Origin of the sequence: Mesorhizobium sp. WSM4307 (assembly GCF_007003945.1) — a bacterium.
Taxonomy (GTDB): domain Bacteria; phylum Pseudomonadota; class Alphaproteobacteria; order Rhizobiales; family Rhizobiaceae; genus Mesorhizobium.
On record NZ_VFTB01000008.1, the window covers coordinates 61,004 to 75,875 of the forward strand.

The 14,872-nt window shown below is 63.1% G+C and carries 14 protein-coding genes; 13 read left to right on the plus strand and 1 reads right to left on the minus strand.

All coding sequences use genetic code 11. The features are described from left to right. The first annotated feature begins 135 nt into the window (after positions 1 to 135). The 6 genes from FJV83_RS20025 (at position 136) to gndA (ending at position 5,983) form a co-directional block, all read left to right on the plus strand. Positions 136 to 1,026, plus strand: a complete 891-nt coding sequence (locus FJV83_RS20025) for a GntR family transcriptional regulator (RefSeq protein WP_095787101.1) — start codon at positions 136 to 138, stop codon at positions 1,024 to 1,026. A gap of 122 nt (positions 1,027 to 1,148) precedes the next feature. Then, positions 1,149 to 1,505, plus strand: a complete 357-nt coding sequence (locus FJV83_RS20030; RefSeq protein ID WP_142884576.1) for a DUF2946 family protein — start codon at positions 1,149 to 1,151, stop codon at positions 1,503 to 1,505. A gap of 97 nt (positions 1,506 to 1,602) precedes the next feature. Further along, complete coding sequence (locus tag FJV83_RS20035; protein ID WP_095772435.1) at positions 1,603 to 2,142, plus strand: copper chaperone PCu(A)C; 540 nt, start codon at positions 1,603 to 1,605, stop codon at positions 2,140 to 2,142. 39 nt (positions 2,143 to 2,181) lie between these two features. Then, positions 2,182 to 2,700, plus strand: a complete 519-nt coding sequence (locus FJV83_RS20040) for a YcnI family protein (RefSeq protein WP_142884575.1) — start codon at positions 2,182 to 2,184, stop codon at positions 2,698 to 2,700. Positions 2,701 to 2,755: 55 nt separating this feature from the next. Then, on the plus strand, positions 2,756 to 4,390 hold the full coding sequence (locus tag FJV83_RS20045) for a copper resistance CopC/CopD family protein (RefSeq protein WP_142884574.1): 1,635 nt from the start codon (positions 2,756 to 2,758) through the stop codon (positions 4,388 to 4,390). A 165-nt stretch (positions 4,391 to 4,555) separates the two neighbouring features. Further along, positions 4,556 to 5,983: an NADP-dependent phosphogluconate dehydrogenase gene (gene gndA / locus FJV83_RS20050; protein ID WP_095792574.1), complete on the plus strand. Its 1,428-nt coding sequence runs from the start codon at positions 4,556 to 4,558 to the stop codon at positions 5,981 to 5,983. Here gndA and FJV83_RS20055 read toward each other — a convergent pair. Next, on the minus strand, positions 5,980 to 7,032 hold the full coding sequence (locus FJV83_RS20055; RefSeq protein ID WP_095772439.1) for a LacI family DNA-binding transcriptional regulator: 1,053 nt from the start codon (positions 7,030 to 7,032) through the stop codon (positions 5,980 to 5,982). The genes gndA and FJV83_RS20055 overlap by 4 nt on opposite strands. Before the next feature lie 407 nt (positions 7,033 to 7,439). On the opposite strand from FJV83_RS20055, the gene FJV83_RS20060 reads away from it, so the two are divergent. The 7 genes from FJV83_RS20060 (at position 7,440) to mgrA (ending at position 14,825) form a co-directional block, all read left to right on the plus strand. Continuing rightward, the gene (locus tag FJV83_RS20060; protein ID WP_095787095.1) at positions 7,440 to 8,678 is read left to right on the plus strand and encodes an ABC transporter substrate-binding protein; all 1,239 of its coding nucleotides are present in this window, start codon (positions 7,440 to 7,442) and stop codon (positions 8,676 to 8,678) included. Between the two features lie 86 nt (positions 8,679 to 8,764). Continuing rightward, positions 8,765 to 9,658, plus strand: a complete 894-nt coding sequence (locus FJV83_RS20065; RefSeq protein WP_027047408.1) for a sugar ABC transporter permease — start codon at positions 8,765 to 8,767, stop codon at positions 9,656 to 9,658. Beyond that, positions 9,651 to 10,586, plus strand: coding sequence for a carbohydrate ABC transporter permease (locus tag FJV83_RS20070; RefSeq protein WP_095772441.1), 936 nt, complete (start codon positions 9,651 to 9,653; stop codon positions 10,584 to 10,586). The genes FJV83_RS20065 and FJV83_RS20070 overlap by 8 nt, the downstream gene beginning before the upstream one ends. A 2-nt stretch (positions 10,587 to 10,588) precedes the next feature. Next, the gene (gene ugpC / locus FJV83_RS20075) at positions 10,589 to 11,692 is read left to right on the plus strand and encodes a sn-glycerol-3-phosphate ABC transporter ATP-binding protein UgpC (RefSeq protein ID WP_142884625.1); all 1,104 of its coding nucleotides are present in this window, start codon (positions 10,589 to 10,591) and stop codon (positions 11,690 to 11,692) included. Between the two features lie 55 nt (positions 11,693 to 11,747). Beyond that, complete coding sequence (locus tag FJV83_RS20080) at positions 11,748 to 12,494, plus strand: sugar phosphate isomerase/epimerase (RefSeq protein ID WP_095772442.1); 747 nt, start codon at positions 11,748 to 11,750, stop codon at positions 12,492 to 12,494. A gap of 11 nt (positions 12,495 to 12,505) precedes the next feature. Next, positions 12,506 to 13,645 carry a Gfo/Idh/MocA family oxidoreductase gene (locus FJV83_RS20085; protein ID WP_142884573.1) on the plus strand — a complete coding sequence of 380 codons (1,140 nt, stop codon included), beginning with the start codon at positions 12,506 to 12,508 and terminating at the stop codon, positions 13,643 to 13,645. A gap of 133 nt (positions 13,646 to 13,778) precedes the next feature. Continuing rightward, positions 13,779 to 14,825 carry an L-glyceraldehyde 3-phosphate reductase gene (mgrA, locus tag FJV83_RS20090; protein ID WP_142884572.1) on the plus strand — a complete coding sequence of 349 codons (1,047 nt, stop codon included), beginning with the start codon at positions 13,779 to 13,781 and terminating at the stop codon, positions 14,823 to 14,825. The last annotated feature ends 47 nt before the right edge of the window (positions 14,826 to 14,872 follow it).

The following is a 14,872-nucleotide window of genomic DNA, read 5'->3' on the forward strand; positions in this document are numbered from 1 at the left end:
GCCTCTGGCTGGCGGCGGCGCTGCAAACAATGGACCGTGCCCTGGCGAAAGCAATTCCTGCTTTTCAGGGTCATGGGAACGTCATATTGCGCTTCAAGCCGGCCGCCGCAAGCGCCGGCATGAATGGGTCAGGGGATGTCGAAGAGCAACAACGTCTACAAGGACGCCTATAACAGGTGCCTCAGGCTGCTCGACGAAACGCGCAGCCTGCCGTCGGAACCGGAACTGGGCACGCTGCTGGGCGTCAGCCGCACGACCGTGCGCAGCATCCTGGCGCGCATGGAGGAGACCGGGCTGATCGCCTGGAACAAGCGTGCCAAGACAGTGCTGCGCGATCCGCGACCCGACGATTTTTTCCCCGAGGAAGAGACAGACACACTGGCCGAAATCATCGAGCGGTCGTTCATGCGGCGCCTGCTCGCCGGCGGCGCCGAGGCCGGCATGCAGATCAACGAGCTTGAACTGGCGCGCGAGATCGGCGTCGGCACCACCAGCGTGCGCGAGTTCCTGATCCGCTTCTCGCGCTTCGGCCTGATCGAGAAGCGCCGCAACAGCCATTGGGTGCTGAAGGGCTTTACGCGGGCTTTCGCGCTCGAACTGACCGAGATCCGCGAGATGTTCGAACTGCGCTCGGCGGCTGCCTTCGCCGCCCTGCCGCAGGACAGCCCGGTTTGGGCCGATCTCGACCGCCTGGAGGACGAACATCGTCTGCTGGCACGAGAGATCGCCACGCGCTTCAACGCGTTTTCCGAGCTGGACGAGCGCTTCCACCGGCTCATCCACCGGGCCTCGCACAACCGTTTCATCGTCGATTTCTACGACGTCATCGCCATGATCTTCCATTACCACTACCAGTGGAACAAGGCGCAGGAGCGCGAGCGTAACGAAGTCGCGGTCGGCGAGCACCTTGCCTATATCGAGGCGCTCAAATCGCGCGACCTCGGCAAGGTCGACGCCGCCTGCCGCAAGCACCTGAAGTCGGCGCGCCAGACGCTGTTGACCTCCATCCCCTTGCAGAAATCCTGATCGCGCCGCGTTGCCGCAGCATCGAATTGGCGATTTTCGACCTGCCGCTGCCATGATAGGTATCCTTCCAAGAGTTGCTTGAAGAGGCAGATGGCTTGAACCGCCGGGGGAGACGCTGGAGCATGCCGACCGCGCTTGTCGCGGTCTGCCTGCTGCTGCTTCAGTCGACGCTCGGCGCGTTCGCCTTCGTAACCGGGCCGAATGCCTCGCAGCTCGACGCCTTCGGCAATGTCATCTGTACCCACGACGGTGCCACCCAGCTTCCCGGCGGTGACCAGCACCCGTCGCATCTGCCGGCCTGCTGCGCGCTTGGCTGCGGCATGTTTTCATCCGCCTTTGCGCCGCCGCCCGACGCCGGGCTGGCCCTGGCCAGCCTTGCATTCGAAGCGGTCGCCTTCGTTTTTCCGGCGAGCATCCACCTCGACTTCGCGCGCGAACGCTCGCCGTCGAATCCGCGCGCGCCGCCACTGGTGGCCTGAGCTTGCTCGCCCGGCGGAACCTTTCGCGGGCGCACCCATCCAAAGATCAAACGGCTCGCGACCGGCAACGGCGCGATAATCACTTCATGGAGCAATCATGTCCCATTCTTCCCCCATAGCGGCAGGCACTCTGTTCAGCCGCATTCTGTCCCACGTCCAGGAGCGTCTCGGCACTGCCGTGGTGGCCTTGGCAATCATGCTCGCCGGCGCCCAATCCGTCCTGGCGCATGAGTTCAAGGTCGGCGATATCGAGATCGGCCATCCCTGGTCACGCGCCACGCCGATGGGCGCCAAGGTGGCCGGCGGCTATTTCACCATTACAAACAACGGCAGCGCACCGGACCGGCTGCTGTCGATTTCGTCCGACATCTCGGACAAGGCCGAACTGCATGAGATGGGTGTCAAGGACGGCGTCATGACCATGCGGCCCGTTGTCGGCGGCCTGGAGATTCCACCCGGCGGCAAGGTCGTTTTGGGTCCCGGCAGCTATCATGTGATGTTCATGGATTTGAAGCAGCCACCCAAGCAAGGCGAGATGTTCGCCGCCACGCTGACCTTCGAAAAGGCCGGGACGGTGACGATCAAATTCGCCGTGCAGGCCATTGGCAGCGCGGCGCCCCAAGAAGACAACGACTGAACCGGCCGTCGTACCGATCAGAATTCTAGAGGGACCATCATGAACAAGTATCTTTTGGCGGCCGGGGCGATTCTGGCTTTGGGGACAAATGCCGCCTCCGCGCATATCACACTCGAAACCCAGGAAGCGGCGGTCGGCTCGACTTACAAGGCGGCGCTGCGGGTGCCGCATGGTTGCGACGGCAAGGCGACGACCGCCGTGCGCGTGCAGATCCCGGAAGGGGTGATCGCGGTGAAGCCGATGCCGAAACCCGGCTGGACGCTGCAGACCAAGAAGGGCAAATATGAAAAGTCCTATCAGCTCTATGGCCAAGCGGTGACCGACGGCGTCAAGGAAGTCGACTGGAGCGGCGGCAATTTGCCGGATGAATTCTATGACGAGTTCATCTTCCGCGCCACGCTGACGGCGGATCTGCCCGTCGGCCAGAAGCTCTATTTCCCAGTGGTGCAGGAATGCGGCGATGCCGTCGACCGCTGGATCGAGATCCCGGCGGCAGGGCAGGATGAAGACGCGCTGGAGACCCCGGCGCCCGGCATCAAGCTCACATCGAAGAAATAGTTTGTCCCCTGGCGCGCTCTGCTTGCCGGAGCGCGCCGCAGCCTCGTGGCCTGGCATGACCGCAACATCTTCCCGGATGGTCGATACCAATAGCAACCGCGTCGGCCGGATTGCCGGCGGACTGCTGGGCTTGCTCATGGCGGTTATCTTCGTAGCCTCGACCAGCCAGGCCTTTGCCCATGCCGCGCTGATCAAGACCGACCCGGCCGACGGCGCCGTGCTGGCGCAGGCTCCGGCACAGTTCTCACTGACCTTCAGCGAACCGGTTTCGCCCTTGGTGCTGACATTGGTGAAACCCGACGGCACGCCGGTTGGGCTGACATCCTTCCGCCTCACCGACCAGACGCTCGAGATCGACAATCCGCAAGCGCTCAAATCCGGCACGCATGTGCTGAGCTGGCGCGTCATTTCCGCCGACGGCCATCCGGTCGGCGGCTCGCTGCTGTTTTCGATCGGCGCACCAAGCGAACCACCCGCCGTGTCCGAAGCAGTCGACTGGCCGTCGCGGTCGGCGATCTGGATCGGCAAGATCTTTCTCTACATCGGTCTTTTCCTCGGTGTCGGCGGCGCCTTCGCCCTTGCCTGGCTGGCGGGCAACGGACGCGCCGGCCAGCGTTTTGTCGCGGCCGCGATCCTGTGCGGCCTGATGGCGGCACCCCTGTCGCTCGGCTTTCAGGGGCTCGATGCACTCGGAGCACCGCTCTCCCATCTGGCGCAGCCGGTGATCTGGCGGACCGGGCTCGGCACCTCCTTCGGCTGGACGGTGCTGGCCGCCCTGACCGCGCTGGGGCTCGGTTTGCTTTCGTTGGCCGGACCGCGTGTACTCGCCAGGCCATTGGCGCTCGCCGGCCTCCTTGGCGTCGGCGTCGCGCTTGCCGCCAGCGGCCACGCCAGCGCGGCCGAGCCGCAATGGCTGACGCGGCCGATGGTGTTCGTACACGGTATCGGCATTGCCTTCTGGGGCGGCGCGCTGGTGCCGCTCGCTCTCGCGCTGAAGCGCCAGACGCCGGGCGCCGTCGCGTTCCTGCGCCGGTTCTCCTGCGCGATCCTGCCTGTGGTCGCCGTGCTTGCCGCGGCCGGCATCGTGCTTGCCGTCATTCAGGTGCAGACGCCCTCGGCGCTGGCCGGCACCGCCTATGGCCGGCTGCTGCTGGTCAAGTTGGCGCTGCTGGTCTTTCTGTTCACGCTGGCCGCGGTCAATCGCTGGAAACTCACCGCTTCCGCCGAGGCGGGCGCTACGGAGGTGCAGCGCAGGCTCACCCGTTCGATCGGCGTCGAAATGCTAATCGTGCTGGCGATCTTCGGCGTTGCCGCGGGCTGGCGCTTCACGCCGCCCCCACGGGCGCTGGCGATCGCGGCGGCGCAGCCGGTCTCGCTCCACATCCATGCGCTGGAGGCGATGGCAGATCTCAGCATCACGCCAGGCCATGCCGGGCCTGTCGCGGCCTCGATGATCATCATGACCGGCGATTTCGGGCCGCTTGACGCCAAGGAGGTGACGCTGGTGCTGTCGAAGCCCGATTCCGGCATCGAGCCGCTGAAGCGCGCGGCGACGAAGCCCGGCGACGGCAGCTGGCGTGTCGACAACCTCGTCATTCCGGTTCCCGGGCGCTGGACTGTGCGCATCGACATCCTGGTCTCGGATTTCAAGATGGTGAAGATCGAAGCGCCTGTGGACGTCCGGCCGTAGCCGACAGATGTGATTGTTGTCGAACGGCCTGCATTGTGCAACCGCAACACAATTCGGCGAGGCGGTTGACGCGGCCCGAAAGGCCCGTCAATCATCCCGGGAAGAACGGGCATCCGGCAAAATCGCGGGCTCCAACCAACAAGATCCGAAAGCAGGGAAGAAACGATGGAAAAAGCCGAAATCGGCCTGATCGGCCTTGGTACGATGGGCTCCAACCTGGCGCTGAACATCGCCGAGCACGGGCACCGCATTGCCGTCTTCAACCGCACCCGGGCACGCACCGACGCCTTCGTCGAGAATGCCGGCGCGCTGAAGAACATGGTTGTGCCCTGCTACAGCCTGGAAGAACTTGCCGCCGCGATCCGGCCGCCGCGCCCGATCATCATCATGGTGCTGGCCGGCAAACCGGTCGATGAACAGATCGAAGCCTTGCGCGGCGTGCTGTCCGGCAATGACATCGTCATCGATGCCGGCAACGCCAATTTCCGCGATACGATGCGGCGCTTCTCCGAACTGTCCGGCTCGGGCCTGACCTTCATCGGCATGGGCGTGTCCGGCGGCGAGGAGGGCGCGCGCCATGGCCCGTCGATCATGGTCGGCGGCACGGAGGATTCGTGGAAGCGGGTCGAAAAAGTGCTGACCGCCATCTCCGCCAAGTTCAAGGACGAACCCTGTGCCGCCTGGCTCGGCACCGATGGCGCCGGCCACTTCGTCAAGACGATCCACAACGGTATCGAATATGCCGACATGCAGATGATCGCCGAAATCTACGGCATTCTGCGCGATGGCCTGGGCATGGGCCCGAAGGACATCGGCGCGGTGTTCTCCAACTGGAACAAGGGCCGGCTGAACTCCTACCTGATCGAGATCACCGCCAAGGTGCTCGCCGCCGACGATCCCAAGACCGGCAAGCCGGTGGTCGACATCATCCTCGACCGCGCCGGCCAGAAGGGCACCGGCAAATGGTCGGTCATCGAGGCGCAGCAACTCGGCATTCCGGCGACCGCGATCGAGGCGGCCGTGGCGGCCCGTGTGCTGTCGTCGATCAAGGACGAGCGGCTGGCGGCCGAGAAAGCCTATGGCAACATCGGGGTATCGAAGATTTCCGGCGACAAGGATGCGCTGCTGAAAGATCTCGAACTGGCGCTGTTCGCCGGCAAGATCGCGGCTTATGCGCAGGGTTTCGCGGTGATGAGCGGCGCCTCGAAGGAGTTCAACTGGAACCTGCCGATGCCAACCATCGCCAGGATCTGGCGCGCCGGCTGCATCATCCGCTCGCAGATGCTGGATACGATGGCCGAGGCCTTCAGCAGCGGCGGCGCTTCGACCAATCTCTTGATGGCGCCCGCTTTCATCAGCTTGATGCAGGAAGCGCATCCGTCTCTGCGGCGTATCGTGGCGAGGGCTTCCGAGGCCGGTGCGCCGGTGCCGGCGCTGTCTTCCGCACTTGCCTATTTCGACAGCTATCGCCAGGGCCGCGGCACCTCGAACCTGATCCAGGCGCAGCGTGACTTCTTCGGCGCGCATGGCTTCGAACGCATCGGCGAGCAGGGTGCCTTCCACGGTCCGTGGGGCAGTGGCGCTGCCGGTTAGTCCGGGGAGCGATTGTAGGCCAGGACCTCGCCCGGCACGCTGAGACTTTGCAGGGAGCCGGGTGCGGCGCCGCTGATCCAACCGAGCACGGAGCGGGCGAGTTCGGAGCCCGCCAGCCGGAAGTTCTCATTGACGATCAGCAGTTCGGGCCGGAACAGATGCAAAAGGTCCGATGACTGCTTGGAGACGATGTCGACGTCGCGGCCAAGCTTGAGGCCGGCATCCTCGATGCCGGCGACGAGCGCAAGGGTGGCGGCGGCGGCGCTGCTGACAAAGCCGTCCGGCCTGATGTCGCGGCGCATCAACTGCGCGGTCCTCGTCCTGATCTGTTCGATCGAATGGTCGATCGATACGGTGCTGAACGGGATCTCGCTGGCGCCAACCTCGCTCAGCGCATCGGCAAAGCCGTTTACCGTATGGCCGTAATAGGTCAGTCCGACGGGTGGCGTCAGCAAAGCAAGCTTGCGGCGTCCCATGCTCGCAAGGCGCCGTACGGCTTCGACCGCGAAGGCGTGATTGTCGAAATCATGATAGGGGTGGACCAGCCCCATCTCGGTGCGGCCATGCGTGGCAAACGGAATGCCGCGCTCCAGCATGTAGCGGGCCCGGGGATCGTTCGGCTGCGTGCGTGAAATGATGACGCCGTCGGCCGAGCCGGTCTCGACCAGGTAGCGTATCGGGTCGAGCGGATCCTGCGAGCGCGAATAGGGCGTGACGATCAGATGGTAGGGCGTGTCGGCAATGACTTCCGAGACGCCGTAGATGATGTCGGAGACGAAACTCATGATCTCCTGCTCGGTGTTGAGCACGAGGCTGATGACATTGGTCTTGCCGGTTCTGAGCCTGACGCCGGCGCGGTTCGGGCGGTAGCCGATCTGCTTGGCGACGAGCTGGACGCGGCGCCTGGTTTCGGCGCCGATCTCAGGGGCATCCTTCAAGGCGCGCGACACGGTGGTGACGCCCAGCCCGGTCATGAAGGCAAGCGTCTTCAGCGTTGGCCGCTCCTGCGCCGACGCTTCCTCGTTCTTTTCCGTATTCCGTCTGTCCATTCGTCCCGCCCATCAGGCGCATAGCAGCCGCAGGCCGGGTCGGCAATCGCCGTGATTGGCGGCGTGGCATGATTTCAAGCCCGGCAATCCGTCAATATACTGAAACGTTACAGATTGCCAATTGCACCGCGCTGGCGGGCGAATTCGCAGGACGACATGGAGTCGCGAATTCCCTTGAGAATCCAGAGCGAAACGCCGTCTTGGCGACGCTCTTTGCCGGCTTTCACGAACCTTTTCCTATTTTGCACGGCAATTGCTCATATTGCGGCGCACAACGACAAGCTCGCTCGGCAGATTTTATTCGCGACTCGAAAAAATATCGAACGGTCTCCACGCCTGGGGTTGCGTCATCCACGCAATTGCCGTATCGAAAATCTGTAACGTTTCAGATTCTGGGAGGAACCGAAATGCGATACAAACTTTTGACCGCTGCCCTGGCGGCCACGGCAGCGCTGCAGTTCGCCGGCCCGGCCGCCGCGACGGACCTGGAAGTCACTCATTGGTGGACTTCCGGCGGCGAGGCGGCGGCGGTTGCGGAACTCGCCAAGGCATTCGACGCCACCGGCAACCACTGGGTCGACGGCGCCATTGCCGGCTCCGGCGGCACGGCACGGCCGATCATGATCAGCCGGATCACCGGCGGCGACCCGATGGGCGCCACCCAGTTCAATCACGGCCGGCAAGCGGAAGAACTGGTGCAGGCCGGCCTGATGCGCGACCTGACCGATGTCGCCACCAAGGGCAAGTGGACAGAGGTCGTACGACCGAAGAGCCTGCTCGACAGCTGCACCATCGGCGGCAAGATTTATTGCGTGCCCGTCAACATCCACTCCTGGCAGTGGCTGTGGCTCTCGAACGAGGCCTTCCAGAAGGCCGGCGTGCCGGTGCCAAAGGACTGGAATGAGTATGTGGCCGCCGCCCCGGCGCTCGAGAAGGCAGGCATCGTGCCGCTGGCGGTGGGCGGGCAGGCCTGGCAGTCGTCCGGCGCTTTCGACGTGCTGCTTGCAGCGGTTGGCGGCACCGACACCTTCCTCAAGGTCTACAAGGACAAGGACGCCAAGTTCGCAGCCGGCCCCGAAGTCGCCAAGGTGTTCAAGGCGGCCGACGATGCGCGCAAGATGGCCAAGAACACCAATGTGCAGGACTGGAACCAGGCCACCAACATGGTCATCACTGGCAAGGCCGGCGGCCAGATCATGGGTGACTGGGCGCAGGGCGAGTTCCAGGTTGCCGGCAAGACCGCCGGCAAGGACTATACCTGTCTTCCCGGCCTTGGCCTGAACGAGGTCATTGCCACGGGTGGTGATGCCTTCTATTTCCCGGTGCTCAAGGATGCCGACAAGTCAAAGGCGCAGGAAGTCCTGGCCGAAACCTTGCTCGATCCCAAGACCCAGGTCGCCTTCAATCTCAAGAAGGGCTCGCTGCCGGTGCGTGGCGACGTCGACCTTAACGCTGCCAATGACTGCATGAAGAAGGGTCTCGCCATCCTGGCCAAGGGTGCCGTGATCCCATGGACCGATCAGCTGCTTTCGCAAGACAGCCAGAAGCAGAAGGAGGACCTGTTCTCCGAGTTCTTCGCCAAGCCCGAGATGACCGTGGAAGAGGCGCAGAAGCGCTTCGCCGACATCATCGCCACGGCGGACTGATACCGCCGGCAACTCCCTTCCTCCCGGTCCGGTGAACTCCAGGGCCGGGAGGGCGGGCTCGTACCCGATCCAGCATGGCTGCACCGATGAGCAAGAGCGAACGCCCGAGCCGACTGTTTCGCAATCTCAATGCGAAGGTCGCGTCGATCCCCATGATCCTCACCGCGCTGGTGGTATTCGTCGGCGGCACGGCGTGGACGGTGCTCTATTCCTTCACCAATTCGAAGCTGTTGCCGCGGCTGAATTTCGTCGGCCTCGACCAGTATTACCGGTTGTGGGCGACCCCGCGCTGGCTGATCTCGATCGAGAACCTGCTGATCTACGGTGTGATCTCGCTGGTTTTCTCGCTGGTGATCGGTTTCATCCTCGCTGCCCTGCTCGACCAGAAGATCCGTTTCGAGGATACGTTCCGCACCATCTTTCTCTATCCCTTCGCGCTCTCCTTCATCGTCACCGGCCTTGTCTGGCAATGGCTGCTCAATCCTGACTTCGGCATCCAGGGCGTGATACGAAACCTCGGCTGGACGAGCTTCGCTTTCGATCCGCTCTACAATTCCAGCATCGTCATCTACGGCATATCGATCGCCGCGCTCTGGCAGGGCACCGGGCTGATCATGTGCCTGATGCTGGCCGGCCTGCGCGGCATAGACGAGGATATCTGGAAGGCCGCGCGGGTGGACGGGATTCCGATGTGGAAGACCTATCTGTTCATCATCATCCCGATGATGCGACCGGTCTTCATCACCACGCTCGTCATCATCGCGTCCGGCATCGTCAAGGTCTACGACCTTGTCGTCGCCCAGACCAGCGGCGGACCCGGCATCGCCTCCGAAGTGCCGGCAAAGTATGTCTACGACTACATGTTTTTCGCCCAGAATCTCGGCCAGGGTTTCGCAGCCTCGACCATGATGCTGCTCTCGGTGATGATCGTCATCGTGCCGTGGGCCTATCTCGAATTCGGAGGCAGGAAGCGTGTCTGACCAAGCCGTTTCCCTGTCCGCGCCGTCCGGCGCCGTCCAAGCCGATGCCTCGGGACCGAGCGGACCGAAGCCGCGTCACATCTTCTCGCGCCGCAACATCTTCCTCTATGGCACGCTCATCGTGGCGGCGCTCTACTACCTCCTGCCGCTCTATGTGATGATCGTCACCTCGCTCAAGGGCATGCCGGAAATCCGCCTCGGCAACATCTTCTCGCCCCCGCTCGAGATCACTTTCGAGCCCTGGGTCAAGGCATGGTCGACGGCCTGCACCGGCCTTAACTGCGACGGACTTTCGCGCGGCTTCTGGAACTCCGTTCGTATCACCGTACCTTCGGTGATCCTGTCGATCGCGATCGCCTCGGTAAACGGCTATGCGCTGGCCAACTGGCGCTTCAAGGGCGCCGACACGTTCTTCATCATCCTGATCGTCGGTGCCTTCATCCCCTATCAGGTGATGATCTACCCGATCGTCATCATCCTGCGCGAGATCGGCCTCTATGGCAGCCTGAGCGGCCTGGTGATCGTCCATTCCATTTTCGGCATGCCGATCCTGACATTGCTGTTCCGCAACTATTTCACCTCCATGCCGGAGGAATTGTTCCGGGCAGCGCGTGTCGACGGGGCCGGTTTCTGGGGCATCTATCTGCGCATCATGCTGCCGATGTCGCTGCCGATCTTCGTCGTCGCCGTCATCCTGCAGGTGACAGGCATCTGGAACGACTTCCTGTTCGGCGTCGTCTACACGCGTCCCGACACCTATCCGATGACGGTTCAGCTCAACAACATCGTCAACTCCGTGCAGGGCGTGAAGGAATACAACGTCAATATGGCGGCGACCATCCTGACCGGGCTGGTGCCGCTCGTTATCTATTTCATTTCCGGCAGGCTTTTCGTGCGTGGCATCGCTGCCGGCGCGGTGAAAGGGTGATGATGGCTGAAATCGCGAACCCCAGCGTATCGATCCAGAACCTGTCGCTGAACTATGGTGCGGTGTCGGTCCTGCAGACACTCGACCTCGATATCGCCGAGGGCGAGTTCATCGTGCTCCTGGGACCCTCTGGCTGTGGCAAGTCGACCTTGCTCAACTGCATTGCCGGGCTGCTCGACATTTCGAAGGGCCGCATCTTCATCAAGGGGAAGAACGTCACCTGGGAAGAGCCCAAGGATCGCGGCATCGGCATGGTATTCCAGTCCTATGCGCTCTATCCGCAGATGACGGTGGAGAAGAACCTGTCCTTCGGCCTGCGCGTCGCGGGCCTGCCCAAGGACGAAATCGCCAAGCGCATCGCGCGCGCCGCGGAGATCTTGCAGATCGAACCGCTGCTGCAACGCAAGCCCTCCGCGCTGTCCGGCGGCCAGCGGCAGCGCGTGGCGATCGGGCGGGCGCTGGTGCGCGATGTCGATGTGTTCCTGTTCGACGAACCGCTGTCCAATCTTGACGCCAAGCTGCGATCCGAATTGCGCGTCGAAATCAAGCTGCTGCATCGCAGATTGCAGAACACCATGATCTACGTCACCCACGACCAGATCGAGGCGATGACCCTGGCCGACCGGATCGCGGTGATGAAGGGCGGGGTCATCCAACAGCTCGACGCGCCGCAAACGATCTACAACCGTCCGGTTAATCGCTTTGTCGCCGGATTCCTCGGTTCGCCGGCAATGAATTTCGTCGAGGGTCAACTTGCAGCCGGCGATGCCGCGGCGTTCACCGCCGACGGGGTTTCGATACCGCTCGCCCGCTATGAGTTCGACAAGGATCGCGGCAGCGCGGGCAAGCCCTGTGTGTTCGGCATCAGGCCCGAGCACGTCGCCTTTGGAGATGCGGCCAAGGCCATGCCGTTCACCGCCGAGTCATCCGTCGAGATCGTCGAGCCGATGGGCTCCGACACGCTGGTGTGGACCAAGCTCGGCGGCCGCAATTTTTCCTTCCGCGTCGAGGCGGAAAAGACGCTGCGCACCGGCGATCCAATCCGGATCGGCTTTGACCCCGCCCGCGCCTCGCTGTTCGACACCCCATCCGGCAACCGCCTATAGCCCCCCAAGCCCTCCTCCCAAGAACCCACCCTACCAAGCAGAACGGACAGAGACGATGAACTGGTCATTCCAACTTTACAGCGCCCGCAATTTTCAACCCTGGGAGGGCGTGCTCGCGACGCTCGGCAAGCTCGGCTACGCGCAAGTCGAAGGCTTCGGTGGCGTCTATGAAAATCCCAAGGCCTTCCGCGCGGAACTCGACAAGAACGGGCTTTCGATGCCGACCGGGCATTTCTCCATCGATGCGCTGGAGAAGGATTTCGACGGCGTGCGCAAAACGGCCGAAGCGCTGGGCATCAAACTTCTGATCTGCCCCTATCTGATGGCCGAGGACAGGCCGTCCGACGCCGCCGGCTGGCGCGGCTTTGGCGAGCGCCTGGCCAAGGTCGGCGAGGTCGCCTCGAAAGCCGGCTACGGCTTTGCCTGGCACAACCATGATTTCGAGTTCAAGGCCCTCGCCGACGGTTCGGTGCCGCAGGATCACATCCTGTCTTCCGCTCCCGATATCGGCTGGGAGATGGACCTTGCCTGGGTGGTGCGCGGCGGCGCCGATCCGCTGCCCTGGATCGAAAAGCACGGCAAGCGCATCGTCGCCGTGCATGTAAAGGATATCGCCAGGCCGGGCGAAGGGCTGGACGAGGATGGTTGGTCGGACGTCGGCCACGGCACGATCGACTGGGCCAACCTGATCAAGGTGTTGCGGGCCAAGAGCGCTGCAAAATACTTTGTCATGGAGCAGGACAACCCCAACGACATCGAGCGCTTCGCCAGCCGCTCGATCGCATCCGTCAAGGCTTACTAGGAACGATCATCATGGCAAAGAAACTGGGTATTGGCGTCATCGGCTGCGGCAACATCTCGAAGGCGTATTTCTCGCTGGCGCCGCTGTTTCGCGGCATCGAGATGCGCGCTTGCGCCGACATCAACATGGACGCGGCCAGGGCGCGGGCGAAGGAGTTCAACCTGCGCGCCGAAGCCGTCGAGGATCTGCTCAAGGCCGACGACATCGACATCATCGTCAACCTGACGATACCGGCGGTGCATTACGAGGTGTCGAAACGCGTGCTCGATGCCGGCAAGCACGTCTATTCGGAAAAGCCGTTCGTGCTCTCGCTCGAAGAGGGCCAGGACCTCAAGGCGCGGGCTGAAAAGAAGGGGCTGCGCATCGGCTCGGCGCCCGACACGTTCCTCGGCGGCGCGCACCAGCTGGTGCGTGAGCTGATCGATGAGGGCAAGCTCGGCAAGATCACCAGCGGCACCTGCCATGTCATGGGTCACGGCATGGAGCATTGGCACCCCAATCCGGATTTCTTCTTCCAGCCGGGCGCCGGACCGGTGCTCGATATCGGACCGTATTACATCACCAATCTGATCCAGCTGATCGGGCCGGTAAAACAGGTGGCGGCCTTTGCGACAACCCCGGCCAAGGAGCGGACGATTTCATCGAAACCGCGTGCGGGCGAAAAAATCCCGGTCAACACGCCGACGACGATCCATGGCCTGCTGGAATTCGAGAATGGCGCCGTGGTGACGTTGAACACCAGCTGGGACGTCTGGGCTCACGGCCACGCGCCGATGGAACTCTATGGCGAAGCCGGCACGGTGTTCGTGCCGGATCCGAATTTCTTCGGTGGCGACGTGCGCTTCACCGAAGAGGGCAAGCCGGTCAAGAAGCTGCCGAAATGGAAGCACCCGCTTGGCGTGCCCAACGAAATGCACGGCCAGGGCATGATGGCCAACTACCGCACGGCGGGTCTCGCCGACATGGCATTGGCAATAGTCGAGGGCCGGCCGCATCGTTGCTCGATGGAGCTGGCGCTGCATGCCGTCGATGTCATGACCGGCATCCTGCGTTCCGGCGAAACCGGCAAGTTCGTGGCCATGCAGACCACTTGCGAGCGGCCGGCGGCACTTGGCGTCAAGGCGGCCAAGGAACTGCTGGCGAAGAAGTAGGCGCAAGGATTATCGATAATTTTGAGTTGTCCCTCTCCCCGTTCGGCCGGGGAGAGGGTAAAAGGGCGCCGGGCCGTCTCACCGCCTTTGCGATGAAGCTGCCCGGTCTGTTCAGTTTCGAGGATCTTTTCCCATGCCCTATGTCGCCGCCGAAAATCGCTACGAAAAAATGATCTACAACCGCTGCGGGCGCTCCGGCCTCAAGCTGCCGGCGATCTCGCTCGGCCTGTGGCACAATTTCGGCAATGACACGCCGCACAAGACCAAGCAGGCGATCGTGCGCAAGGCGTTCGATCTCGGCATCACCCATTTCGACCTCGCCAACAATTACGGACCGCCGCCCGGCTCGGCCGAGACCGCTTTCGGCGAGATCCTGCGCACCGATTTTTCCGCCTATCGCGACGAGCTGATCATCTCGACCAAGGCCGGCTACGAAATGTGGGCCGGCCCTTACGGTGAATGGGGCGGGCGCAAATACATGCTGGCCAGCCTCGATCAGAGCCTGAGGCGGATGGGGCTCGACTATGTCGACATCTTCTACTCGCACCGCTTCGATCCCGACACGCCGCTGGAGGAAACCATGGGGGCGCTCGACCATGCGGTGCGCTCGGGCAAGGCGCTCTATGCCGGCATCTCGTCCTACAACTCGCAGCGCACCCGCGAAGCCGCCGACATCCTCAAGCGGCTCGGCACGCCCTGCATCATCCACCAGCCGAGCTATTCGATGCTGAACCGCTGGGTCGAGGAAGACGGCCTGCTCGACACGCTGGAGGGGCTCGGCGTCGGCTCGATCGTGTTCTCGCCGCTGGCCCAGGGCATGCTCACCGACAAATATCTTGGCGGCATCCCCGAAGGTAGCCGCGCCTCCCAGGGCAAGTCGCTGAAGTCGGCCTTCATCAACGACCGCACCATCGCCAACATCAAGGCGCTCAACGCCATCGCCGGCAAGCGCGGCCAGACGCTGGCGCAGATGGCGCTGGCCTGGGTGCTGCGCAAGGGCAAGGTGACGTCGGCGCTGATCGGCGCCAGCCGGCCGGAGCAGGTCGAGGACTGCGTCGGCGCCCTGAAGGTGCTCGACTTCAGCGATGCCGAATTGGCCGAAATCGATAGCTACGCGCGCGAATCCGACATCAATCTGTGGGCAGCCTCCGCCGAGCGCAAAGGCCCGCCGAGGAAATAGAGCTGTCGGACAAACCGGCAAATGAAAACGGCCCGGCAAATGAAAAC

Bases quoted from the DNA above. Each gene is read 5' to 3' on its own strand.
- FJV83_RS20025 (WP_095787101.1), top strand. From the start codon at position 136: ATGTCGAAGAGCAACAACGTCTACAAGGACGCCTATAACAGGTGCCTC.
- FJV83_RS20030 (WP_142884576.1), top strand. From the start codon at position 1,149: ATGCCGACCGCGCTTGTCGCGGTCTGCCTGCTGCTGCTTCAGTCGACG.
- FJV83_RS20035 (WP_095772435.1), top strand. From the start codon at position 1,603: ATGTCCCATTCTTCCCCCATAGCGGCAGGCACTCTGTTCAGCCGCATT.
- FJV83_RS20040 (WP_142884575.1), top strand. From the start codon at position 2,182: ATGAACAAGTATCTTTTGGCGGCCGGGGCGATTCTGGCTTTGGGGACA.
- FJV83_RS20045 (WP_142884574.1), top strand. From the start codon at position 2,756: ATGACCGCAACATCTTCCCGGATGGTCGATACCAATAGCAACCGCGTC.
- gndA (WP_095792574.1), top strand. From the start codon at position 4,556: ATGGAAAAAGCCGAAATCGGCCTGATCGGCCTTGGTACGATGGGCTCC.
- FJV83_RS20055 (WP_095772439.1), bottom strand. From the start codon at position 7,032: ATGGACAGACGGAATACGGAAAAGAACGAGGAAGCGTCGGCGCAGGAG.
- FJV83_RS20060 (WP_095787095.1), top strand. From the start codon at position 7,440: ATGCGATACAAACTTTTGACCGCTGCCCTGGCGGCCACGGCAGCGCTG.
- FJV83_RS20065 (WP_027047408.1), top strand. From the start codon at position 8,765: ATGAGCAAGAGCGAACGCCCGAGCCGACTGTTTCGCAATCTCAATGCG.
- ugpC (WP_142884625.1), top strand. From the start codon at position 10,589: ATGGCTGAAATCGCGAACCCCAGCGTATCGATCCAGAACCTGTCGCTG.
- FJV83_RS20080 (WP_095772442.1), top strand. From the start codon at position 11,748: ATGAACTGGTCATTCCAACTTTACAGCGCCCGCAATTTTCAACCCTGG.
- FJV83_RS20085 (WP_142884573.1), top strand. From the start codon at position 12,506: ATGGCAAAGAAACTGGGTATTGGCGTCATCGGCTGCGGCAACATCTCG.
- mgrA (WP_142884572.1), top strand. From the start codon at position 13,779: ATGCCCTATGTCGCCGCCGAAAATCGCTACGAAAAAATGATCTACAAC.